Raw genomic sequence first — 22,642 nt, 5'->3', positions numbered from 1 at the left:
ATTATAAATAAAGAGTGCATTTATACACTCTTTATTTAGTTATTTATTTAGTTATTTATTTTAATTGTAATTTTTTAACTTGAAGTTGGAATATATCAATATCAAGTTTTAAAGTTAATTTTTCAACTATAGTATCATATAATTCAGGATTTGTTAAAGAACAGTTAGTTTTATTTATAACAGCTTCTGAGATTTTATATTTATCTAGTTCACATTTAAAAGGTTCTTGTAATCTAACTTCTTGAGTATATAATCTTTCACAATCAGATTCACTCATTGATCCTTTATCACAAGGTTTCATGCAATCTTTTAATATAGCAGCTTCATCTTTGTCTATATCAACTGGATATTTAGCATTCATTAATTCAATTGGAACTGATAAGCTAAATTCTATTTTAGCTGTTAAATCTTTATAGTCATTTCTCATTGCTACACAATCAGTACATGGCTCAGGAAGTGGTTGGTTATTACTTGGAGTAGCATATTCTACATTTTTTAAGATATATCCTTCTACAAAAAGGTGGGCATCATATCCATATCCGCCACCATGTCCACCATGATATTTTATTTCATTAGGAACAACGTAACATTGAGTTAGAACAACTCTTCTAGATATATTTTTTATAGCATAAAAACCTTCAGGAATTGTAATTGTATCAGTAAGTGGTTGAACAATCTTTGCTTTGGCAACTTGAACTAAAATGCGACACAGAATTTTTAAACCTAGGAATATATGAAATAGGCTCTAAAGCTTCATCAAGTTTTTTTTTAGATTGAATCCAAAGTTAATAGTATTAGTATCACTATCCCATGTAATATATTCAAAAATTTCTCTAAGTAGATTCTTCTTTTCTTCTATAGTCATATTATCAAAGTTTTCATTAAAATCTTTAAGTTTAGAATACATTTCATTTATTAACTGGTGTGATTCATATATATTAGCTTGAGATTCATTGGTAGCTTGTATCTTTTCATCTATCTCATTTAATTTATTTTTTAACTCCTTAACTTGATCTAAAAGTATCTTTGAAACTTCTTCATCATCAGTTAAAGAAAGTTTTGAAATAAGTCTTGATATTTGAGCATTTATATTAGTTCTTTGTTTTTCTATATCAACAATATCTTTCTCTAAGTTTTTAGGATCAGTATTAAGCATTAATAAATCAAATTCATTTTTAATTTTATCATAGGGTATATTTCTTACTTGTTCAATTATAGCCTGGTCAGTTTTAAAGCCATTAAGATTTTTTGACTTGCATAAAATTCCTGCTGATGTATTTTTAGCAGAGCATACATAGTAATAAGGTTTTTTACCATCAACAACTCTAGAACTATAAGTTATTCTCATACTAGCACTACATTTACATCTTAATATTCCAGAGAGTAGAGAAGTTTTAGTTTTGCCAATTCTAGGAGCTTTCTCTGAATTATCCTTAAATATTTCTTGAATCATTAACCATTTATCAGCATCTATAATTCCCTTATGCCTAGATATTGCAGCTATTTTATTATCCTTACCATATCTTAATATTCCATTACCATTAGGTTCGCCACATACTTCATAATTTTTAGATTCTAAATACTTTACTACCTCAGGAGTGCTTTTTACATAGGCAGGATTTTCAAATATATTTTTAAGAATACTTTTAGAAAACTTACCACCAAATCTACCAATAACATTATTCTTTAATGCCCAATGGTGGACTGCTGATAGAGATTTTAATTCTAAATATTTATCAAAAAGTATTTTTACTATTTTAAATTCTTCAGGATCTTTCTTTAATATAGATAGAGAACGTTCTTTTAAATTTTCATCTTTATAAACTTCTCTAGTAGAAGTAAATCCAAAGGGAGGATTACCACCTAACCATCTACCAGTTTTAGCTAGAGTGTACATATTATCCTTAACTCTTTCTACTAATTGATCTCTTTCAAGTTGAGCAAGAGAAGCTAATATTCCTATTACGGCTCTTCCAAATGAAGTAGAAGAATCAAATCCCTCAGTAGCACTATATATAATACAATCAAGCTCAGTACACATCTCCATAGTATTATGTATATCCCTAGCATTTCTACCAAGTCTATTAAGTTGATATATTATAATCTTATCAATTTCATTATTCTTAACTCTTGAAATCATCTTTTGGTACTCAGGTCTATTTTCATTCTTACCTGAAAAGCCTTCATCAATATATATTTCAATATCATTTTCATCACAGATATCATGGAATTTATATTCTATAAACTTCTTACACTTAATTATTTGATTCTCAATAGATTCACCTTTACCAGTAAACTTTGATTTTCTACTATAAATTGCAATAGTCATAAGCTACCTCCTTGCTCATAAGCATTAACCTTGTACTATTATATTTATTTTCATTTAAATATATAGATAATAACTTATATTTTATAATTTCCTCAGTAACAGAAAAATGGGAAGCCAATCCACTTAAAGTACCTGATATGTGGAGTAAAGCTCCAATTATCTCTTCATCAGAAATTAAAAAGTTAGCAGCCCACATTCTAGCTTTCTTTTCTTGTTTACTTTTATTAAGCTTATCAGTATAGGTTATACATTCAGAAGTTAAATTCCCTGAGGAAGTGAAGTGGTGACCAAGTTCCTCAGCTAATACGGATATATATTTTCTAGTATCAGTAAGTAGTTCTTTATTGATTCCAATTATAGGATTCATTCCTGATACTTTAAAATATATACCTTCAATATTAGATGATTTAAAATAAACTTCTTCTAATTCTATGTTTTCATCTACAATTAAACTATAAATATCACTTAAACTTTTCATTAGTTCACCATCCATTTTATTTATTTATAGGATAATTGTAGCATTTATTTATGAAAATGTCGAACATATGTTCTTGATTTTTTAAGAATTTTAATATATAATATAAAATGAAATACTTTATTATGAGGAGGTAGCGATGAGAAGAGAATATAGATTGTTTAATATAACTATGTTAAAATTAGCTTCATTTATATCTTCTATGTTTCCATTTGGTATTTATATGTTTATTGAATATTATAATGATTATTATAGATTTTGGGGAATGAAATATTTAACACCATCCATATGGTCAAAAATATCTTTAGGAATTTGTGTTATTTCAACTATTTATGTTATTTTTTTCTATAAAAAAATAATTAATAATATAGACTGCTCAATAAAATATATTCGTGTTAGTAACTTAAAAAAAGAAAAAGCTAATACTACAAATTATTTATTAGCTAATGTATTACCAATAGCTACAATAAGTATGGATACAGAGTTAAAAGCATTATTTGTAATTTTTTTATTGATTATATTGGGATTTATGTATATAAAAAACAACTTATATAGTACCAATCCAATTTACGATATTATAAGAGTTAAAGTATATGAAGGTACAGTTGAAATATTAGATTTAGATAATACCTCATTAATACTAAATAAATATGATACAACTATAATTTCAAATGAAGATATATTTGAATTTAAAGATAATTGCTATATAGCAATCGAACAGGAAGGTTCATTTTTTATAAAAAAGAAAAATGAAATTTAATAATTTTATATAAGAATAGAATATTTAGAATCAATAAGTTTAATTAATTCTAAATATTCTATTCTTATTTTATTATATTAAAATAATTGAGAATATCAAAAATATTTTATGTATTTAAAGGCGTACTTTTACCTACAGATACTAATTCGGTAGAATCTGGTTCTCTTTTTATATGACCAGTTATATATTCTAAAAAGATAGAAGCTTTTTCAGGTTTATCAAGATCTAGATAAGGTTTTTTTTCTTCTTCGTTAAAATTAAGATTTATTTTTAACTCATGTATAAGAAAGTCTTTTGTTTCATTAGATTCTTTTAAAGATAGTGCTTTAAGTCTTGAATCGTTAAAATCTGCAAATTGATTATAATGTTTTTTTATCTTGCTTAGTTTGTCCATATTAGTTGTAGATGTGTCACTAAGAATAAAGTCTTTTTTTATTGAGCTTAAGGTTTCTTCACAAACTTTTCTATTTAAATCTTCAAATCCAAAAATTAGTTCGATTTTATCGTCTATAAAAATACATAAATCATTGATTATTACCATACTTGGGTAATAGGGCATTTTAAACAAATTTTTATTTATAATTTTAAAATCGGAAACACAATCATCATCCTCGTTAGGTTCATATACGTAATATGCTTTCTCGGTTTTGATAAGTGGCTTGCATTTATTTATAATAAATATATTATCGCCATCATTTGTATGGGCATGAGTACATGTATAACGCATAGTATCAAAATCAGAGGTGTTCTTTATATTAGCCTTAGTTTTTTTTAATTCATTAATAAAATAACAAATTTTATAATGATTTACATTAGAATTATCATTTAAAATACCATTGACAATATTAGTATCAGAAAAATCGAAATCTTCTAAATTCATATAATCAATAACCTTTTTGCTATTATTTATATCATAAAGTTGAAGTTCAATGTCATCTTTGAATATATTACTCAAAAAATAAGATAATAATCTTTTAGTATTTTCTATGACTACATTTTTAGACATTTTAACATTGATTATATTATATTTTAAATTGATATTTGGATTTTTAGTTTTTTTATCTTTTAAAGATTTAAAAACAAATAAATCTCCTTTATCAAATTTAATATTTTGATAATTTATAAATTTATTGAATAAATTTTTTAATTCAGTATGATTCAATAGCATAACATCCTTTCATTATATTAAACCTTATATTTATGTTTAATAAATTCTATAAAATCTTCAATTTCTTTTCTTGCTTCATCAGGTAATTCATCATCTATACTATTTGAATTACGTAGAGCAATTGGTGTTGATGTATCTTTTAATAGTTGGTCAGCAGATTCCTTTATATCAGACTTTCCTAAAAGATAATCTGTAGATACATTAAAATAATCAGATAACTTATTAAGAGTTTCAGGATCAGGCGATCTTTTTCCTTGTTCATAATATCCATATGCAGTTGTAGATATTTTTAAAATTTGTGCAACATCTTTTTGTAACACACCTTTTTCACTTCTTAAATCTTTTAGTCTAATATTTAATTTTAAATATTTCAACTATCTACCCCCATTTATTTTTTATATTTATGTTTAACATACTCAATAAAATCTTCAATTTCTTTTTTTGCTTCATCAGGTAATTCATCATCTATACCATTTGAATTATGTAGAGCAATTGTTGTTGATTTATATTTTAATAATTGGTCAACAGATTCTTTTATATCTGATTTACCCATTAAGTAATCTAAAGAAACATTAAAATAATCAGCTAATTTATTTTTTATTTCATCGCTTGGAACTCTTTTATTACTTTCGTATTGTGAGAGTGTACTTCTTCCAATATTAAGATAAGAAGCTAAATCTATTTGCTTTAGGTTTCTTTCTTCACGTAAGCTTTTAATTCTATTTCCTAACAATTATATTCTCACCATCCATTACTTGAATTTAATAAAAATGATATTAGCACTTTATTTTTTATATTTATGTTTAACATATTCAATAAAATCTTCAATTTCTTTTTTTGCTTCATCAGGTAATTCATCGTCTATACCATTTGAATTATGTAGAGTAATTAGTGTTGATTTATATTTTAATAATTTATCAGCTGATTCTTTAATTTCAGTGTTATATATTAAATAGTCTACTGATACATCAAAGTATTTAGCGAATTTCTTTTTTAGTTCATCATCAGCTTGACGTTTGTTTAATTCATATTGTGAAATTCTAGTTTTATGTAAACCAAATTGGTTGGCAAGTTCTTCTTGAGTAAGTTCTTTAGCTATTCTAAGTTGACGCAATCTGTCACCGAATTTATTCATAAAATTATCACTCCATAATTTAATATTATTATATTCTTTGTATACTTTTCATTTAATTCAAAAATATTACATTAGGATGGTAAAATAAAAGTGCTATTAGCACTTTATTTTTTATATTTATGTTTAACGTACTCAATAAAATCTTCAATTTCTTTTCTTGCTTTATCAGGTAATTCAGCATCAATACCATCTGAATTGTGTAGAGTAACTGTAATTGATTTATCTTTAAGTAGTTGTTCAGCAGATTCTTTTATATCTGTTTTTCCTATTAAATAATCAACTGACACATTGAAATAGTTAGAAAATGTTTGTAAAGTCTCTGTATCAGGTGTTCTTCTATTTTGCTCATACATACCGATAGTACTAGCTGATATTTTTAAAATATTAGCTAGTTGAGCTTGTGTTAAATTCAGTTCTTTTCTTAAAGATTTTAACCTATTTCCAAACAAGTATATTCACCATCCTGATTACTTAGATTCATATAGTATTGTCGAAATAAAAGTGATATAAGCACTTTTTATTTTTTATATTTATGTTTAACATATTCAATAAAATCTTCAATCTCTTTTCTTGCTTCATCAGGCAATTCATCATCTATACCATTTGAATTATGTAGAGCAAGAGTCATTGATTTATCTTTAAGTAGTTGTTCAGCAGATTCTTTTATATCTGACGTACCCATTAAGTAATCTAATGATACATTAAAGAATATTGATAATTTCTTTTTTAATTCATCATCAGGAGTGCTATTGCCATTTTCATACATGGAAATAGTTGTTTTCCCAACATCTAAAATATTTCCTAGTTCAGATTGTGTAATTTTTTTTTCAGTTCTCAATTCTCTTATTCTTGTAGATAAATTAGCCATAGTAAAATCTCCTTAATTAATAGTCCAATTATATTGTACTTTAAAAAGAAAGTTAAATAAACTTAGTTCAAAATAATTGTACTTTTTGTATTATTAATGTTGACAGTTCAAGAAAGTTGGACTAATATATAAATATAAAGTTCAAGAAACTTGAAAGGGGAGTAGCGATTTGAAATTTTCATTAAAAGATTTAAGAAATAAACATGGATATACACAGGAAGAAGTAGCATTAAAGCTAGGCTATAGTAGTAAAAGTGGATATTCAATGCTTGAAAATGGAAAGGTAAATCTTTCAATATCAAAAGCAAAGATACTATCTGAATTATATAAAATAGATATTAAAAATTTTTTATAATTTAAGTTCAAGTATCTTGAATATATTATCTCAAGAAAGGAGAAAAAAATACATGGCAAAGCAACCAACAAAAGCAGCTAATAATATGTATTGCATAGCAAGAAAGAAAGCAGCTGAATTTAATCCAAAGTTTACAAGTAGGGAGGGAGCATCAGAATTTTTAGGAATTTCAAAAGATTCATTAACTGATTATGAGTTAGACCTTTGTAAAGTAGTACCAGTAGATAAAGTTGTTATTATGTCAGAAGCATATAATGCACCTGAACTTTTAAATCATTATTGTTGTAATGAGTGTCCCATTGGAAAGAGGATTACACCAATTATTGAATCAGAGAATATTAATAATCTATACAAATTTGCAATTTCAGTAGCTAATACATTAGATGATAGTGCTAATATTCAAAAGACTTTATTAAAAATAGTTGAGGATGGAGTAATTGATGAATCTGAAAAAGATGAATTAGAGGTTATAGTTTCATTTTTCTCAAAATTAGAGAAGAGAGCTGCTGAACTAAGGGTTATAGCTGAAAAACAGTTGAACTCTTATTAGTATCAAAAGAAAAAGGACAAGCATAATTTAGTTTTATAAGGAGGGATTGATATGGCTAAGGAAGTTAAGTTTGTATTGGATAAACCTATGCCTGAGGAAGTTGAGGATTATATAGTTAAGTTTTATGTTCAATTTTGTGTTAAGAAGTTTTTTGAAATGTATGGGGAAGAAAATTGTAGAAGAGCATTTAGAGAAACAAGAGAGAAGAAATAATCTTCTAGGCTGAAAAGCCTACTATACAATGTAACATAATTTTAAAAAGGAGTATTAAGAATATGGTATTAAAAGCTATTCAAAGATTAAAAGAACAGTATTCAAATTATGATTTTAAAGTAATATTGAATATTGTTGAGAATGATATAAGATTCAATAGAATTAGTTTTGGAAAGAAAACATCACAAAGTAAGTTCTTAGAAATTTTAAATGAAGCAGAAATGCTAGTTAGAAAGGTCTAATTAATGGATAAAGTTGAAATGAATAAATAATAGAGCTATCTCTAAATGGTATGCCATATAAAGAAGCTCTAAGGGTGTGTATTGATACTGACCAAAGCAATCAATACACAAAAAATATTTGTAATTTAATTTTAACATTGAAGATTAATTAGGGCAATAGTTAAGAAAAGAGGTGTCTAATTAATGAAATACACAATACATGGGTTTAGTCAGGAGAAGTTGATAGAAGCAGGATTAGATAATGATGATGCTCTTATATTATCAGTAATTAAAGATATGTATTCCAGTAAGAATATGCAGTTTCAAATTATTGATGGAGAACGTTTTATATGGATAGATCAAGGATATTTATTAGAACAAATACCGATAATAGGATCACCAAGAAAATTAAGAACAAAAATAAAATCATATTGTGATAATGGATTTTTAGAAAGAAGATTAATTTTTAACAAAGATGGAGTTAAGGGAAAATTTTCGTATGTAAATGTAACTATAAGATTAGATGAATTAGTTAATAGTAATATAAGTAATACCTTAGGCAAAAATTGCCTAAGGTTAGGAAATAATAGCCTAAGGGTTAGGCAAAATTCGCCTAACAAAGATTCTCTTATAAGAGATTCTATTAATATATCTAAAGATATATTAAGTAGCACTTATGTGCAACGAGTCATAGATGAATGGAACTCTATAGGATTACAAAAAATTATATCTGTAAATGCAGGGACAAATAGATATAAATCTTTAAAAGCAAGAATCAATGAGTATGGAATAGAAAAAGTTATACAAGCTATTAAAAATATAAATAACAGTAGTTTTCTTAAAGGACAAAATGATAAAAATTGGACAATAAATTTTGATTGGCTAGTAAAGCCTAACAATTTTATAAAGGTATTGGAAGGAAACTATACAGATAAAAAAGGAGTGAATAGAAATGACTTTTGCAGCACTAGACAGAATTTTAGCCAGTGTGAAAGAAAAGAACCTAAATACGACTACAACAAAATCAATGGAATCTAAATCTAAATATAAATGCTCTAAGTGTAAAGACACAGGAATTATATTAGAGTATAGAGAGCATCTACAACCTATAGGAAGACCTTGTAGTTGTAGACTTGTGAATAATGTTGAAAAAGCATGGAGAGAATTTGGTTTAGAACCAGGTAAAGTAAAAAAGATAAATGAATTCACTCCTTATGACAAGGTAACTGAAAATGCTAAGAATAAGGTTATAGATTATATATTTAATTTTAATAAAACTAAAGATCATAGTTGGTTTGTATTTATGGGACAACCTGGATCAGGCAAAACTCATTTGGCAACTGCTCTTGGAGCTGCATTGTTTAAAGATAAAAAAAGACATGTTATTTATATGCCTTATACGGAAGCAATCATGGGGTTAAAAGGTTCAGCAAGAGATTTTGAACAATACACTACATTGTTAGATAAATACAAAGAAGCTGAAATATTGGTAATAGATGATTTATTTAAAGATAAGGTTAGAAATGGACAAATCATAGCATCATTAAGTGATATTGATATGAAGCACATATACCCATTGATAAATTATAGATACTACAAAAACCTTACTACAATTATTTCTACAGAATGTACCATTGAAATGCTAGAGCAATTAGATGGTGCTCTAGCTGGTAGAATAGTTGAACGTTCTAACAAAAATATGGTTGTTTTCCTAGGAGAGCAATATAACTATAGATTTAAAGATTTAAGAGGTTAATAGTTATGGCGAAAAGATGGAGTGTAGAAGAAGAAGAGTTTTTAAAAGAGTGGTTTGGAAAAATTAAAATTAAAAGCATAGCTGCTGATTTAAATAGAAGTCCAGCAGCTATTATAAGTAAAAAAAATAAGATGAATTTAGGTAGTAGTAAAGAGTGTAGAGAGGAATTAACAGCTAATGAACTAGCTGAAGTTTGCAATGTAGCACATGCTACTGTAGTTAGAACTTGGATTAAGAAAAAGGGATTAAAGGCTACTGAAAAAATAATATTTAGGAAACAAAAATATTATTTAATAAAAATATCAGATTTTTGGAATTGGGCTGAGAAAAATAAAGAAAATATAAATTTTTATTTCATTGAAAAAAATATACTTGGAAAAGAACCAAAGTGGGTTAATGAAAGAAGAAAAATAGGAAGAGCAAATGCAAAGAGATTTAAAAAATGGACTAATAAAGAAGATGAAATTTTAAAGATGTTACTAAGAAAAGAAACATATGAAGAAATTGGAGAAAGACTTGGAAGAAGTAAAGGAAGTGTTAAAGCAAGAGTAAAATTTTTAGGATTAACTAGATTGAGAATAGAATGGGAAGATAAAGAAATTAAGCTTTTAAGAGAATTGAATGTTAAAGGATTAAAAGCAAAAGAAATATCTAATATATTAGCTAGAAGTCAAGGAAATGTATATAGCAAGTTAAAAATTATAGGAGGTTAAGGTGATTTTATGAAAAAAATTAATTGGAACTTAATATTTTTTATTTTATGTACAATTTTTTTGTGTTTAATAATTAGCAAAATAATTTAGAAAAGGAGCAAGAAAATGAATAAGGTTGTTTTAGTTGGTAGGCTAACCAAAGATCCTGAAATGAGATTTACCACAAAAACAGGAACTGCGATTACTAGATTTACATTAGCAGTAAATAGGGATTATAAGAAAGAAGATGGTACACAAGAAGCAGATTTTATAAATTGCATAGCTTATTCAAAGAGAGCTGAGGTTATAGCTCAGTATTTAACCAAAGGTAAAAGATTTAGTATATCAGGAAGTATAAGAACTGGAAGTTATGATGCACAAGATGGAACAAGAAGATATACAACTTATGTAGTAGTTGATGGTTTTGATTTTATTGATTCAAGTAACAACTCTAATAGTAATAATTCAGCATTTTTATTGCCTGATGATATGACACTAATTGATGATGGAGGTGTTCCATTTTAAAAGAGGTGATAGCTAAAATTTGGTAGAAATATTGAGAGGAGAAATTAAGGATGAAACCAATATTATTTAACACGGCAATGGTAAGAGCAATCCTCGATGGTAATAAGACTTGTACTAGAAGAATTATCAAAGAGGAGATACCAAAAGAATATAAACCTTTAGGATTTGTTTTATATCCAACAGATGATAAGGAATTAGGAAAACTTGCTTTTGGAGGAAAAGGAGCTAATGTTCATTATGCTAAACCACCTTACAAAGCTGGAGATATTCTTTATGTTAGGGAAACATGGGCTAATACTTGGACACCAGATGGAGAAGAAGGATTTATATATATAGCGGATGGTAAACCAAAATATTTTCCTTACTGGGGAAATGCAAAACACAGTAAACATGAGGTTTGGATGCCTAGTATTCATATGCCTAAAGAAGCAGCAAGAATATTTTTAAAAGTAATATCTGTAAGAGCTCAAAGATTGCAGGATATTACAGAACAAGAATGTTTTAATGAGGGCATAAGAGAATTTACTAAAGAGGGATTAGTAAAGAAATATGATATTGAACCTAATATGCACACATGGGAAAAGATGCCTAAAACTCCTAGAGAAGCATTTGAAAAGCTTTGGAATAGTACAGTAAATGTTAAAACTTTTAATGGTTGGACAAACTTATTTGAATTTAATCACTGGGTATGGGTTATTGAATTTGAGAAAATTGATATAGAAAAATAGTGTGGGAGTTAAGAGTAATCAAATATTATTACTAAAGTAACTATATTTGATTACTCAATAAAAGATATGGATAAGAAATATTTTGAACATATAGCCAATATTAAAGAACTTGGAAAGTATCACTATAAGGTGCTACTTTTACTTAAAAGCAAAGATTATACTCAATCAGAAATTAAAAGTTTACTTGGTTTAAAAAAGCAAAATGTAAATAGAGTATTTAGAGAGTTAGAAAAACTTGGTTTGATAGAAGTTAAAGAAATGAAAGGCTCAAGTAAGTATTATAAGTTAGTTGATATTAAAAACTTAGAATTAAATATAATTGGGCAGATAAAGATTATTTAGGGGGAAAACATGCATAAGATAAAAGAATTGGAAAGAATTTTAAGTAGTTATAGAGTTATGAAAGCAGATATAGAAGATCTAAAATTTAGAGAGATTGAGGAAGGCATTAGCTTAAATTGTGAGATAAAAAGATTACAATCAAAAATAAATAGAATAGATAATGCACTGAATGTCTTAGATACAAAAGAAAGAGCAATAATAGAAGAAAGATATCTCGAAGGTATGGGTAGACAGAGTTGGAAACTTATAGCTGAAAGTTTGTTTTTGAGTGAAAGATGGTGTCATGAAAAAAAGAAAACAGCATTAATTAAATTAGAAAAAGTAATTTTAAAGTAACAAACATACTTCTTAAAGAGTGCATAAATAGTTCAGAATTTGTGCACTCTTTTTTTAGTAGATTTATGTTAATATATATTACATAAATAAAAATATTTAGAAAAAGTATCGATGAAAAAAATGTCCCTTTTTATGGGTTGGGGTGAACTATACATTTTTACGAGAAAGGAGAGTAGTTTAAATGAAGTCCAGCAAAAAGAAAAAGATAATAAGAGAACTTTATAAATCAGGATATAACTCAAAAGAAATAGCTGAAATAATAACTAAAGAAAATTTAAAAGACGGCATTTATAAAAAAACTACTCCAGAATCTATAAAAAAATGTATTCAAAGAAATTTTAAAGAGTATAAGAAAGAGCATAAAATTAATGCGGCTGGAAGAAAAGAAGTTAGAAGAGCTTTAGATTATGAATCAAAGAAGTTTATTAGTGATAAATCTTTAATATTAAAAAATAGAAGTGCATATAAAACTAAAATAAATGGAGATATTGTTCTAAAAAAAGAAAGTGAGTATGTTTTTGCTAGTGATATGCCTAGAAAATTAATTAATGCTGATAAAGCTTTAAAATTAGAAAAATTAAAAGGCGATGAAAATATAAGAGTTAGTGTAAATAGTTTTTATAGTAATAACAATAAAAATAATACTACTCGTTTATTAAAGAATTATGAAACTGATATTCTTTTAAATAAAAAAATTAATTATTAAAATTATGGAGAGTTAGCTTAATGGGTAAAGCATTTTCCTATAAGATTATAAGTCAAAGGTTCGATTCCTTTACTCTCCTACTATCCTCTTTTAAAATCTTTTGTTATAAATTAAAATTAAAAAAAACAGACATATATTAGTCTGTTTTTATGGAAAGTTACTCAAGTTGGTTAAGAGGGCAGATTGCTAATCTGTTAGTAGGCTTAAAGTCTAGCAAGAGTTCGAATCTCTTACTTTCCGCCATCAACTATATAACCGTTTTAAATACTAACTATAAGTTTAAGAACTATCAAGTCATGATAGTTCTTTTTATTTTTTCAAAGAAGGGGGTGAAAGAATGGGACAAACTACTAAGCCAATAAAAGAAATACAAAAATTAAAAAAAATGAGTAATTATTTAAAATGCAATTATCCAATAGCTTATATATATTTTATATTAGCAACTAAAACTGGTTATAGAGCATCAGATCTTATTGATTTAACTGTAGCTGATGTTAAAGAAGCTGTTAAACAAAGAAAATTTTCTATTTTAGAGAAAAAAACAGATAGCACAAGAAAAAATTATAAACCAAGAGTTGTAGAAATAGGAGATAACACTATAGAAATTTTAAGTGAATATATTAAAAATAAAAATAGCTGGGAATATATTTTTCCTTCACGTATAGGAAGAAAGCATTTAAGCATTAGGAGAATGGGAGTAATAATTAATAATGCAGCTAAAGAATGTGATATTAATTACTGTGTTGCTAATCATGGACTTAGAAAAACTTATGGATATCTAACTTATCAAAGTATATTTAAAAATAAAAAAGATACTATGTATGCTTTACTTTCTGTTCAAGATGATTTAGGTCATTCTACTCCTGAAATTACTAAAAGATATATAGGATTACATGATGAAGAAAGAAAAGGAACTACTAATTATTTAGATAATTCATTTTAATTAATTTTCCAGTTGAAAATTTTTTTTGAAAATTTATGTTACTTTTTAAGCATAAGCGAAATTGATTAAAAGTTTTTAATGCGTATATATAGTAGAAACTCAAATTTAATAACTTCGCAGAATTATATATAAGTAATGAAAAATAACATAAAAAATGGAAAATATCATAAAAAATCTACTGGAAATTAAATTTAGACAAAAAAAATATTTGAAGAACTCAATTAATTCAAAAAATGTAGATAAATCAACGTGTAAGATATATTTTTAGACTACTATCTATTTTTTAATATAATTTTTGTAAAAATAAAGTACACTTTAAATTTACTTTTGCATTTTAATATATAATTGTAAAAATAAAATTAAAAAAATAATTATTTTACAAAATGCAAATAAAGTTATTGATTTTAAATTTACAATTAGTTATAATATAGTCAAGAGGTGATTATATTATGAATATAGCTTATGTAAGAGTTAGTACAGTAGAACAAAATGAAGAAAGACAATTAGAAGGATTAAAAAAATATAACATAGAAAAATGGTTTACTGAAAAAATAAGTGCTAAAGATACCAATAGACCAAAGTTAAAAGAAATGTTAGAATTTGCTAGAGAAGGAGATACAATTTTTGTTTGGGATTTTTCAAGGTTAGCAAGAAGTACAAAAGATCTATTAGAATTAGTTGAAACCATGGAAGCTAAAGGAGTACATTTCAAGAGTATTAAAGAAAATTTAGATACATCTACACCAACTGGTAAATTAATGTTAACTATGATTGGTGCCATAAATGAATTTGAGAGAGCCAATTTACTTGAAAGACAAAGAGAAGGTATAGCCATAGCTAAATCTAAAGGGAAATATAAAGGTAGAAAAGAAGTAAATATAGAAAACTTTTCAGAGCATTATAATAGATATATGAGAAGAGAAGTAAGTAAAAGTGCTTTAGCTAAAGAGTTAAATATAAGTAGACCGACGTTAGATAAAATAATAAAAGAATATGAAGAAGAAAAAAAGTAGATTTTTATTATCTACTTTTTTATTTTTTAAGAAAGGAGGATTTTTAATGGAAATAAGAGAAAAAGCTTTTGAGTTATTTAAAGATAGTAATGGAAATATATCATCACAGAAAATAGCAGATACTTTAAACATTAAGTTATCTAAAGTTAAATATTGGAGAAGTAAAGATAGATGGAAAGATAAAATTAATAGAGAAAGAGGAGCACCAAAAGGAAATAAAAATGCATTAGGTAATCGTGGTAATGTTGGAAATTTAAATAACTGTAAACATGGATTGTATATAGATAACTTTAAGTTTTCATCTAAACAATTCTTAGCTAAATATATTCCAGCTGTAACAAAAAATATAATTGGTGAAATTGAAGATGCTGGATTAAGTTCTTTAGACATTCTTTGGATGAATATAACTACTCAATTAACAGCAATAATTAGATCTCAAAGGATTATGCATGTTACAAGTAAGAATGATTTAACTAAAGAATTAAAGAAAAGTAAAGTAAAGACTAAGAGTAAAGATAATGGTAAGACTGTATCAAATGCTTCTGAAGAAGAATATGAGTATGAATTACAATTTGCTTGGGATAAACAAGCTAACTTCTTACAAGCTCAATCTAAAGCTATGAAAACATTAGAAGGATTGATAAATAGTTATGAAAAGTTATTGCACTCTAATTGGGATTTAGCTACAGAAGAACAAAAAGCTAGAATAGAAGTATTAAAAGATAAATTAAATAAAGATGAATCAGGTAAGAATGAAATGGTTCAAATAGTGGATGATATAGATGATTAAAGTAAAGTTAAAATGTATTATAGCTAAAAGTTTTTATGAATCTCACAAAGATATAAAACGAGAACTACATACTCATTATTGGTTTAAAGGTGGAAGAGGGAGTACTAAATCTTCTTTTATTTCAATAGAAATTGTTTTAGGGATGATGAGAGATGCAGCAAAGGGAATAATGTCTAATGCTTTAATACTTAGAAGAGTTAAGGATACTTTATCAGAATCAGTTAGAGACCAAATTAAATGGGCCATAGATACATTAGGTGTAGAAAATGATTGGCATGTACCAGAAGCTAAGCTTACTATAACGTATAAGCCTACTGGACAAGTAATTAGATTTAAAGGGGCTGATAATCCTAAAAAGGTAAAGTCTACTAAAGTTCCTAAAGGATATATTAAATATATATGGTATGAGGAAGTAGATGAATTTGAGGGAAAGCCTAAAATTGATACAATAAACCAATCATTAATGAGAGGTGGTCCAAAGTTTGTAGTATTTTATTCATTTAACCCGCCAGAAAGCCAAAGAAACTGGTGCAATCAAGAAGTATTAGAAGAAAGAAAAGATAAGTTTGTACATCATAGTGATTATAGAACAGTACCGAGAGAATGGTTAGGTGAACAGTTCATAATTGAAGCAGAGCATATGAAGAAGGTTAATCCAACTAAGTATGAACATGATTACTTAGGAGCTGTAACTGGTACTGGTGGAGAAGTATTTAGAAATGTCACTGTAAGACAGATAAGTGATGATGAAATTAAAATATTTGATAGATTAAAAAATGGTTTAGACTTTGGTTACGCAGCAGATCCATTAGCTTATGTTTTAATGCATTACGATAAGACTAGGAAAAAGTTATATATATTTGGAGAAGTGTACAAAGTTCAGTTGAGTAATAGTAAGGCAGTTGAAGAAATAAGAAAATTAAATAAAGATAATAGAAAGATTACTGCGGATAGTGCTGAACCTAGAACAATAAATGAATTTAAAACACTAGGTTTAAATATAGCAGGTGCAAAAAAAGGACCTGATAGTGTAGAGCATGGAATTAAATTTTTATCAGAAGAGATAGAAGAAATAATAATAGATCCAATAAGATGTCCTAATACAAAAAGAGAATTTTTAGGATATGAAATAGAAAAAGATAGTAATGGAAATCTTAAAGGAGAATACCCAGATAAAGATAACCATACAATAGATGCTGTTAGATACGGTATGGAAAGTGAAATGTTAAATAGAAAAGTTAAGATTAGAAGTAAATCTAAATTAGGAATAAGGTAGGTGATAAAGTGGCTATAGTAAAAGATAGAAGTTTATTGAATGAAGATGGAAGTATACCAGTAGAACTTTTAAGTAAGTGCTTAGAGGATCATAAAGTATTAGTAGATAGATATGAAGTATTAAATAATTATTATGGTGGTAAGCATAAGATATTAAATAGAATGTTTAATAATCCTAATATTCCTAACAATAAACTTGTTTGTAACCATGCACAGTATATAAGTGATATGGCTACTGGATATGTATTTGGTGTACCTATTTTATATTCTGGTGAAGGATCAGAGGAAATAAATAATATATTTACTGAAATAGATGAAGATAGTCATAACAATGAGTTAGCTTTAGATATAAGTATATTAGGTGTAGGATATGAATTGCTTTATATGAATGATGATGAAGTTCCTTATCCAGAATTAGCAACAATAAGCCCATTAAATAGTTTTCTAGTAGTAGATAATACTGTTAAGGAAAAACCAATGTTTGGAGTTTCATATAATGTTAGGTTAGATATAGATAATCAAATAAAAGGATATGATGTTAATGTATATACCGATGAAGAGGTTATACATTATTTTTTTGTAGACTTAAACAGTAAAGCACCTACCGAAGAAGATAGAGAACCTCATTATTTTAAAGGAATTCCTTTAATTGAATATAAAAATAACAAGAAGCTTATAGGGGATTTTGAGGGAGTTATAACTATAATAGATTCCTATAATAAACTTCAAAGTGATAGAGTAAATGACAAAGAACAATTAGTTGATGCATTCTTACTTATAGTAGGACAATCCTTAGGGGATGATGAAGATGAAGTAAGTAAGACAGTTCAGTATCTAATGGAAAATAAAATAATTGAGTTAGATGAAAAAAGTGATGCTAGGTGGTTAGTTAAGCAGCTTAATGAAGAGCAAACAGAAATATTAAAAAAATCACTCAAAGATGATATACATGAATTTTCTAAAGTACCATGTTTAACAGATGAAAATTTTGTTGGTAATGCTTCTGGTATAGCTATGAAGTATAAGCTATTAGGATTTGAACAGTTAGGTAAGACTAAGGAAAGATACTTTAAAAAAGGCTTAAGGCAAAGACTTAAACTTATGTCTAATATAGAAAATATAAGAGCAAAACACATTGATTCATCAAAAATAGATATTATCATGAAGAGAAGTTTGCCAGTAGATGAAGAATTATTAGCTAGAATATCTCAGGAAACATCTGACTTATTAAGTTGGGAAACTAGGGTACAAAGATTTGATAGTGAAATAGATGTTGAAGAAGAAAGAAAAAAACTTGATGAAGATAGAGAAAGAACTATAGAAGAAAATCAAAAAGCTTTTGGATCTTATAACTTTAAGAATGATATAGATGATAAGGGAGATGATAAAGATGAAGATTCTAGCATGGATAGTTCTAATAATAGTTAGTATATTTTCGTTAGTAACCTTTAAAAACGTATTTACGGGTAAAACTATCATAGATAGGGTTTGTCAGTTTATTGGCTTTATTCTTTACATATTAATCTGTATTATTTCTATATATGTTATAAGGTTATAAGACTATGAAGAAGAGAAGTAAACACTATTGGGAGCAAAGAGCTAACTCTAGAATGGAATCTTATCATAAGAATAGTGATGAAACTATATATAAGATTAATAAAGCTTATGATAAGGCTATAGCTGATATAAATAGCGATATAAATAAGATATTCAATAAATATGCAATAGAATATGGGTTAAGCAAAACAGAAGCAAGAAAATTACTAAACTCTTATATAAATGCAAAGGATTTAAAGAGTATAAGAGATAAAATTAAATATATTCAGGATGAAGATATAAAAAAATACTTAATGGCAAAGTTGAATTACTCTCCTTATAAAGCACGTATAACTAGATTAGAAGCTTTAAAGGAGAGTATTTATGCTAATACTAAGCTATTAGGAGAACAAGAATTAAAGTTAAGCACAAGTGACTACATTGATAATATGAAAGAAGCATATTATCGTAATATATTTGATGTTCAAAGAGGATTAGGAATAGGATTTAGTTTTTCTGAAATGCCTATAGATTTTATAGAAGAGGTATTAAAAAATAAATGGAGTGGGAAAAGCTATTCTCAAAGAATATGGAATAATACAGATGTATTGGCAAATAGATTGGAAGAAGTAATAACAAGTGGTTTAATGAGTGGTAAAAGTTCAAAAAGAATGGCGAAAGAGCTGAATGATTTAAGTAATTGTGGTAAGTTTGCATCTGAAAGGATAATAAGGACAGAAACTACATACGTAACTAATATGGCAGAGATAGAAAGTTATAAAGAGTGTGATATAAGCAAATGTATTTTCTTAGCTACATTAGATTCTAGGACAAGTAAAATATGCAGGCATATGGATGGTAAAGTTTTAATCGTTGAAAATGCTAAAACTAGGGTTAATCTTCCACCACTACATCCTTTTTGTAGAAGTACAACTATAGCATATTTAGGAGAAAGCACATTAAGTGGATTAAAGAGAAGGGCAAGAGATCCTGTAACTGGAAAGACTTATGTAATTGATAATATGAACTATAATGAATGGTATGATAAGTTTGTAGTCAATAAGTATGGTAAAGATAAGGTAGAATTTTTAGAAAAAATTTCGAAGAATAAAGTTCATGATAAAAAACAATATTCTAAATATAAAACTATTTTAGGTGGAGAAGCTCCTAAGTCATTGAAAGAGTTCCAATATATAAAGTATAATAATAGTAAAGAATGGAGTTCTTTGAAAAGTAACTTTAGAGATACAAACAGATATAATAAAATTATTGAAGAAGCTGATAGCTTAAATATTAAAGGTATTCCTATAAAGAATATAGATAGAATAGATTTGAAAGACTATAAGTTTGATTATAACCATATTAACAATGAGAGAAATCATGGTGTTACAAAAGATATGGCACAAGAATTTATAAATAATTCTAAAGTTGCATATAGTCGCTGGAATGGTCAAGTTGTTTTATATATATCAGATAGTGGGTGTACTTTAATTAATTTAAAAGACAAAAATGTTAGAACAGCTTATAGAAGTTCTGAATATGATGAAAAATTTAAAAAGTTATTGGAGGTTTTAAAAGATGATTAGGTGTCCTATTTTGAATAAAGATATAGATATAGGTGATTGTGTAGCAATAACTGATGTTGTAGATGGATGTATAAAAGAAAGAGTATTATCTAACGAAATATTAGAAGTTGAAAATTGGAAAGAAATATGTAAAAAATGTGAATACCATAATAATTAAAGCATTTACTTAAACTGATAAGTAGGTGCTTTTACTTTTTCTTTAAATTGTTATATTATTAAATTATTAACAATTTAAGGAGGGAATATAATGAAAAACAGAAGTACAGCAATTATATTATGTTTATTATTAGGTGTTTTAGGAGCACATCAATATTATTTAGGCAATTATGGAAAAGGTGTTTTATATACACTTACTGGGGGATTACTTGGTATAGGGTGGCTTTATGATCTTGTAAAATTAATAATAAATCCAAATAGTATTATGGGATGTAATTGTTATATAAAGAATAATAATAACACAATAAATACTTATGATGATAATGGACATATGCAAAGTAACAATGATGTTGTTAGGTGTCCTAGATGTGGAAGTACTCAATTGACAGCTAATAAAAAAGGATTTAGTCTTGTAAAGGGTGTAGTAGGTGCTTGTTTAGTTAATCCTATTACAGGAGTAGCAACAGGAATGTTGGGTAAAAATAAAATAGTAGTTACTTGTTTAAAATGTGGAAAACAGTTCAAAGCAGGTAAAGGAAGATAGTTAGAGCACTTACTTAATGTAGGTGTTTTTATTATGTATAAATTAAAAGGAGTGATTAAATGAAATTCGGATTAATATTAAAAGTTATGAAATAGGAGGTAATTAAGATGATTGTTTTAATGAACTTATCAGAAAAAACGAAGAATTATCTAATTTATAGTTTTGGAAATGATGAAAAAAATTTAGATGGAAAAGTGAAAATACCTTTAGATAACCCTAAAAATTTTGAAGTTTTAAAAGAATCAAAATTTTTATCAAACGAATGTATGATGAGAGGATTAGTTAAAGCAATAAGATTTATTCAAAATGGTGAAATAAAAGAGTGTATAGATTATATAAGCTAAAAAGCACTTACTTAAATAAAGTATGCATAAATTTAAAATAAAGGAGTGATTAAAAATGCAAAGTTATATTAGTACAAAATTAGTTAAAGCTAAACCAATGACTAGAGGTAAATATAATAAATATAGAGGATGGACTATTCCAGCAAATGAAAATCCATCGGATGAAGGATATTTGATTGAGTATCAAGATGGATATATTTCATGGTGCCCTAAAGAGCAATTTGAAAAGTATAACTTAAAGGTTGATGATAATAAAAATTTACCTTCAGGAGTTTCAATAGGTTTTGATATGGTAAATAAATTTATTAAAGAAACTCATGTATCTACTTTAGGAGATAAGACAACGTTAGTAAGAGTTATCTTAGTTAATGGATTTGAAATAGTTGAATCTACTGGTTGCGTAGACAAATCTAATTATAGCGAAGCAATAGGGACAGAGATTTGTTTAAAAAAGATTAAAGATAAAATATGGTGTCTATTAGGATTTTTATTACAAACAGCATATGAAGGAGTTAATTAAGTCTTAGAAATAAGGCTTTTTTATTTTGCCCTAAGCATGGCTTTAAAAGGTTTAAAAAAATGAATCTAGTGGGCTTGAACACTAGGGGCAAGGAGGAAAATATGAAAAGAAATTTAATAATGAATCTACAGTTATTTGGTTTAGGTGGAATATCTAGACCTTTTTTAAATGCAGATGGTGGAGCAGGTAACGGGGGTACCGGTGGAGCTGAAGAAACTAGTACTGGTAGTTCTACTGGTGAAGGAGCAGAAGGCAATGAAGGTGATAAATCTTTTGATGATGTATTAAAAGATAAGAAGTACCAAAGTGAATTTGATAAGAGAGTAGCTAAAGCTCTTGAAACCGCAAAAGGTAAATGGGAAACAGAAAAGGCTACTGAACTAGAAAATGCTAAAACAGAAGCTGAAAAATTAGCTAAGATGAATGCAGAGCAAAAAGCTAAGTATGCAGAAGAAAAAAGAATATCAGAATTAGAGCAGAGAGAAAAAGATATTACGACTAGAGAATTAAAAGCACAAGCTTATGAAACTCTAGCAGAAAAGAATCTACCTAAAGAATTAGTAGAAATATTAAACTATTCTGACGCAGAATCTTGTAATAAAAGTATTGAAGCAGTAGAAAAGGCTTTTCAAGGTGCCGTAGAAAAAGCTGTAAATGAAAAATTAAGAGGAAGTGAAATTCCTAAAGGTGGACAAAGTAATGGGGCATCTACTTTTGGATTTAACTTTCAAGGTGTAAGACCAAAAACAACAAAATAATAAAAGAAAGAAGGAATA

The 22,642-nt window shown here is 26.8% G+C and carries 33 protein-coding genes, 2 tRNA genes and 1 pseudogene; 26 read left to right on the top strand and 10 right to left on the bottom strand.

The window, feature by feature from the left end:
* Positions 1 to 55 precede the first annotated feature (55 nt).
* From Q1K13_RS02885 to Q1K13_RS02875, 4 genes and pseudogenes are all read right to left on the bottom strand, one after another.
* Positions 56 to 427, bottom strand: a complete 372-nt coding sequence (locus tag Q1K13_RS02885; RefSeq protein WP_300347610.1) for a hypothetical protein — start codon at positions 425 to 427, stop codon at positions 56 to 58.
* A gap of 45 nt (positions 428 to 472) precedes the next feature.
* Positions 473 to 703 (bottom strand): annotated as a pseudogene (locus Q1K13_RS13060) (DUF7852 domain-containing protein); the annotation flags it as partial.
* A 42-nt stretch (positions 704 to 745) separates the two neighbouring features.
* Positions 746 to 2,329, bottom strand: a complete 1,584-nt coding sequence (locus Q1K13_RS02880) for a recombinase family protein (RefSeq protein ID WP_300347609.1) — start codon at positions 2,327 to 2,329, stop codon at positions 746 to 748.
* On the bottom strand, positions 2,310 to 2,807 hold the full coding sequence (locus Q1K13_RS02875) for an ImmA/IrrE family metallo-endopeptidase (RefSeq protein ID WP_300347608.1): 498 nt from the start codon (positions 2,805 to 2,807) through the stop codon (positions 2,310 to 2,312). Before Q1K13_RS02875 ends, Q1K13_RS02880 begins: the two co-directional genes overlap by 20 nt.
* 136 nt (positions 2,808 to 2,943) lie before the next feature.
* Between Q1K13_RS02875 and Q1K13_RS02870 the strand changes: the two genes are divergently transcribed.
* Positions 2,944 to 3,564 carry a KwaA family protein gene (locus tag Q1K13_RS02870; protein WP_300347607.1) on the top strand — a complete coding sequence of 207 codons (621 nt, stop codon included), beginning with the start codon at positions 2,944 to 2,946 and terminating at the stop codon, positions 3,562 to 3,564.
* A gap of 106 nt (positions 3,565 to 3,670) precedes the next feature.
* On the opposite strand, the gene Q1K13_RS02865 is transcribed toward Q1K13_RS02870, so the two are convergent.
* From Q1K13_RS02865 to Q1K13_RS02840, 6 genes are all read right to left on the bottom strand, one after another.
* The gene (locus tag Q1K13_RS02865) at positions 3,671 to 4,726 is read right to left on the bottom strand and encodes a hypothetical protein (RefSeq protein WP_300347606.1); all 1,056 of its coding nucleotides are present in this window, start codon (positions 4,724 to 4,726) and stop codon (positions 3,671 to 3,673) included.
* A gap of 23 nt (positions 4,727 to 4,749) precedes the next feature.
* Entirely contained in the window at positions 4,750 to 5,106 is a 357-nt protein-coding gene (locus Q1K13_RS02860) for a helix-turn-helix domain-containing protein (protein WP_300347604.1), read from the bottom strand.
* Between the two features lie 14 nt (positions 5,107 to 5,120).
* Positions 5,121 to 5,465: a helix-turn-helix domain-containing protein gene (locus tag Q1K13_RS02855; RefSeq protein WP_300347603.1), complete on the bottom strand. Its 345-nt coding sequence runs from the start codon at positions 5,463 to 5,465 to the stop codon at positions 5,121 to 5,123.
* Between the two features lie 51 nt (positions 5,466 to 5,516).
* Positions 5,517 to 5,867: a helix-turn-helix domain-containing protein gene (locus tag Q1K13_RS02850; protein ID WP_300347602.1), complete on the bottom strand. Its 351-nt coding sequence runs from the start codon at positions 5,865 to 5,867 to the stop codon at positions 5,517 to 5,519.
* A gap of 104 nt (positions 5,868 to 5,971) precedes the next feature.
* Positions 5,972 to 6,316 carry a helix-turn-helix domain-containing protein gene (locus tag Q1K13_RS02845; protein ID WP_300347601.1) on the bottom strand — a complete coding sequence of 115 codons (345 nt, stop codon included), beginning with the start codon at positions 6,314 to 6,316 and terminating at the stop codon, positions 5,972 to 5,974.
* Positions 6,317 to 6,384: 68 nt separating this feature from the next.
* A complete protein-coding gene (locus Q1K13_RS02840) occupies positions 6,385 to 6,735 on the bottom strand; it encodes a helix-turn-helix domain-containing protein (RefSeq protein WP_300347599.1) in 351 nt (116 codons plus the stop codon).
* Between the two features lie 169 nt (positions 6,736 to 6,904).
* Between Q1K13_RS02840 and Q1K13_RS02835 the strand changes: the two genes are divergently transcribed.
* The 25 genes from Q1K13_RS02835 to Q1K13_RS02715 all read left to right on the top strand — a co-directional run bounded on the left by Q1K13_RS02835 (position 6,905) and on the right by Q1K13_RS02715 (position 22,624).
* Positions 6,905 to 7,090: a helix-turn-helix transcriptional regulator gene (locus Q1K13_RS02835; protein ID WP_300347598.1), complete on the top strand. Its 186-nt coding sequence runs from the start codon at positions 6,905 to 6,907 to the stop codon at positions 7,088 to 7,090.
* A 52-nt stretch (positions 7,091 to 7,142) separates the two neighbouring features.
* Complete coding sequence (locus Q1K13_RS02830; RefSeq protein ID WP_300347597.1) at positions 7,143 to 7,640, top strand: phage regulatory CII family protein; 498 nt, start codon at positions 7,143 to 7,145, stop codon at positions 7,638 to 7,640.
* A 51-nt stretch (positions 7,641 to 7,691) separates the two neighbouring features.
* The gene (locus Q1K13_RS02825; RefSeq protein ID WP_300347596.1) at positions 7,692 to 7,853 is read left to right on the top strand and encodes a hypothetical protein; all 162 of its coding nucleotides are present in this window, start codon (positions 7,692 to 7,694) and stop codon (positions 7,851 to 7,853) included.
* 62 nt (positions 7,854 to 7,915) lie between these two features.
* Positions 7,916 to 8,095: a hypothetical protein gene (locus tag Q1K13_RS02820; RefSeq protein WP_300347594.1), complete on the top strand. Its 180-nt coding sequence runs from the start codon at positions 7,916 to 7,918 to the stop codon at positions 8,093 to 8,095.
* Positions 8,096 to 8,278: 183 nt separating this feature from the next.
* Complete coding sequence (locus Q1K13_RS02815) at positions 8,279 to 9,112, top strand: hypothetical protein (protein ID WP_300347593.1); 834 nt, start codon at positions 8,279 to 8,281, stop codon at positions 9,110 to 9,112.
* Positions 9,027 to 9,830, top strand: a complete 804-nt coding sequence (locus tag Q1K13_RS02810) for an ATP-binding protein (protein ID WP_300347592.1) — start codon at positions 9,027 to 9,029, stop codon at positions 9,828 to 9,830. Before Q1K13_RS02815 ends, Q1K13_RS02810 begins: the two co-directional genes overlap by 86 nt.
* A gap of 5 nt (positions 9,831 to 9,835) precedes the next feature.
* Positions 9,836 to 10,543: a helix-turn-helix domain-containing protein gene (locus Q1K13_RS02805; RefSeq protein ID WP_300347591.1), complete on the top strand. Its 708-nt coding sequence runs from the start codon at positions 9,836 to 9,838 to the stop codon at positions 10,541 to 10,543.
* A 105-nt stretch (positions 10,544 to 10,648) separates the two neighbouring features.
* Positions 10,649 to 11,047 carry a single-stranded DNA-binding protein gene (locus Q1K13_RS02800; protein ID WP_300347589.1) on the top strand — a complete coding sequence of 133 codons (399 nt, stop codon included), beginning with the start codon at positions 10,649 to 10,651 and terminating at the stop codon, positions 11,045 to 11,047.
* A gap of 50 nt (positions 11,048 to 11,097) precedes the next feature.
* On the top strand, positions 11,098 to 11,775 hold the full coding sequence (locus Q1K13_RS02795) for a hypothetical protein (RefSeq protein WP_300347588.1): 678 nt from the start codon (positions 11,098 to 11,100) through the stop codon (positions 11,773 to 11,775).
* Between the two features lie 66 nt (positions 11,776 to 11,841).
* Positions 11,842 to 12,117 carry a winged helix-turn-helix domain-containing protein gene (locus Q1K13_RS02790; protein ID WP_300347587.1) on the top strand — a complete coding sequence of 92 codons (276 nt, stop codon included), beginning with the start codon at positions 11,842 to 11,844 and terminating at the stop codon, positions 12,115 to 12,117.
* Positions 12,118 to 12,126: 9 nt separating this feature from the next.
* Positions 12,127 to 12,453 (top strand): DUF722 domain-containing protein, encoded by a 327-nt coding sequence (locus Q1K13_RS02785; RefSeq protein WP_300347586.1) that lies wholly within the window; start codon positions 12,127 to 12,129, stop codon positions 12,451 to 12,453.
* 181 nt (positions 12,454 to 12,634) lie between these two features.
* On the top strand, positions 12,635 to 13,159 hold the full coding sequence (locus Q1K13_RS02780) for a hypothetical protein (protein ID WP_300347585.1): 525 nt from the start codon (positions 12,635 to 12,637) through the stop codon (positions 13,157 to 13,159).
* A gap of 6 nt (positions 13,160 to 13,165) precedes the next feature.
* A tRNA-Arg gene (locus Q1K13_RS02775) sits at positions 13,166 to 13,238 on the top strand.
* Between the two features lie 72 nt (positions 13,239 to 13,310).
* Positions 13,311 to 13,402 (top strand) — tRNA-Ser (locus Q1K13_RS02770).
* Between the two features lie 94 nt (positions 13,403 to 13,496).
* Positions 13,497 to 14,102 carry a tyrosine-type recombinase/integrase gene (locus tag Q1K13_RS02765; protein WP_300347583.1) on the top strand — a complete coding sequence of 202 codons (606 nt, stop codon included), beginning with the start codon at positions 13,497 to 13,499 and terminating at the stop codon, positions 14,100 to 14,102.
* Positions 14,103 to 14,551: 449 nt separating this feature from the next.
* On the top strand, positions 14,552 to 15,115 hold the full coding sequence (locus Q1K13_RS02760; protein ID WP_300347582.1) for a recombinase family protein: 564 nt from the start codon (positions 14,552 to 14,554) through the stop codon (positions 15,113 to 15,115).
* Positions 15,116 to 15,161: 46 nt separating this feature from the next.
* A complete protein-coding gene (gene terS, locus Q1K13_RS02755) occupies positions 15,162 to 15,905 on the top strand; it encodes a phage terminase small subunit (protein WP_300347581.1) in 744 nt (247 codons plus the stop codon).
* Positions 15,898 to 17,181, top strand: a complete 1,284-nt coding sequence (locus Q1K13_RS02750) for a PBSX family phage terminase large subunit (RefSeq protein WP_300347580.1) — start codon at positions 15,898 to 15,900, stop codon at positions 17,179 to 17,181. Before terS ends, Q1K13_RS02750 begins: the two co-directional genes overlap by 8 nt.
* 8 nt (positions 17,182 to 17,189) lie before the next feature.
* A complete protein-coding gene (locus tag Q1K13_RS02745) occupies positions 17,190 to 18,608 on the top strand; it encodes a phage portal protein (protein WP_300347579.1) in 1,419 nt (472 codons plus the stop codon).
* Positions 18,609 to 18,742: 134 nt separating this feature from the next.
* On the top strand, positions 18,743 to 20,302 hold the full coding sequence (locus Q1K13_RS02740) for a minor capsid protein (RefSeq protein WP_300347577.1): 1,560 nt from the start codon (positions 18,743 to 18,745) through the stop codon (positions 20,300 to 20,302).
* A 10-nt stretch (positions 20,303 to 20,312) separates the two neighbouring features.
* Positions 20,313 to 20,459 (top strand): hypothetical protein, encoded by a 147-nt coding sequence (locus Q1K13_RS02735; RefSeq protein WP_300347576.1) that lies wholly within the window; start codon positions 20,313 to 20,315, stop codon positions 20,457 to 20,459.
* A gap of 90 nt (positions 20,460 to 20,549) precedes the next feature.
* Entirely contained in the window at positions 20,550 to 21,002 is a 453-nt protein-coding gene (locus Q1K13_RS02730) for a TM2 domain-containing protein (protein ID WP_300347575.1), read from the top strand.
* Positions 21,003 to 21,109: 107 nt separating this feature from the next.
* A complete protein-coding gene (locus Q1K13_RS02725) occupies positions 21,110 to 21,346 on the top strand; it encodes a hypothetical protein (protein ID WP_300259442.1) in 237 nt (78 codons plus the stop codon).
* Positions 21,347 to 21,401: 55 nt separating this feature from the next.
* Complete coding sequence (locus Q1K13_RS02720) at positions 21,402 to 21,866, top strand: Gp49 family protein (RefSeq protein WP_300347574.1); 465 nt, start codon at positions 21,402 to 21,404, stop codon at positions 21,864 to 21,866.
* Between the two features lie 101 nt (positions 21,867 to 21,967).
* On the top strand, positions 21,968 to 22,624 hold the full coding sequence (locus Q1K13_RS02715) for a DUF4355 domain-containing protein (protein ID WP_300347573.1): 657 nt from the start codon (positions 21,968 to 21,970) through the stop codon (positions 22,622 to 22,624).
* The last annotated feature ends 18 nt before the right edge of the window (positions 22,625 to 22,642 follow it).

Source organism: Clostridium sp., assembly GCF_029267215.1.
In the GTDB taxonomy this organism is placed as follows: Bacteria; Bacillota; Clostridia; order Clostridiales; family Clostridiaceae; genus Sarcina.
The sequence above is the reverse complement of the archived record's forward strand: the minus strand, read 5'-3'. Positions and strand labels throughout refer to the sequence as shown.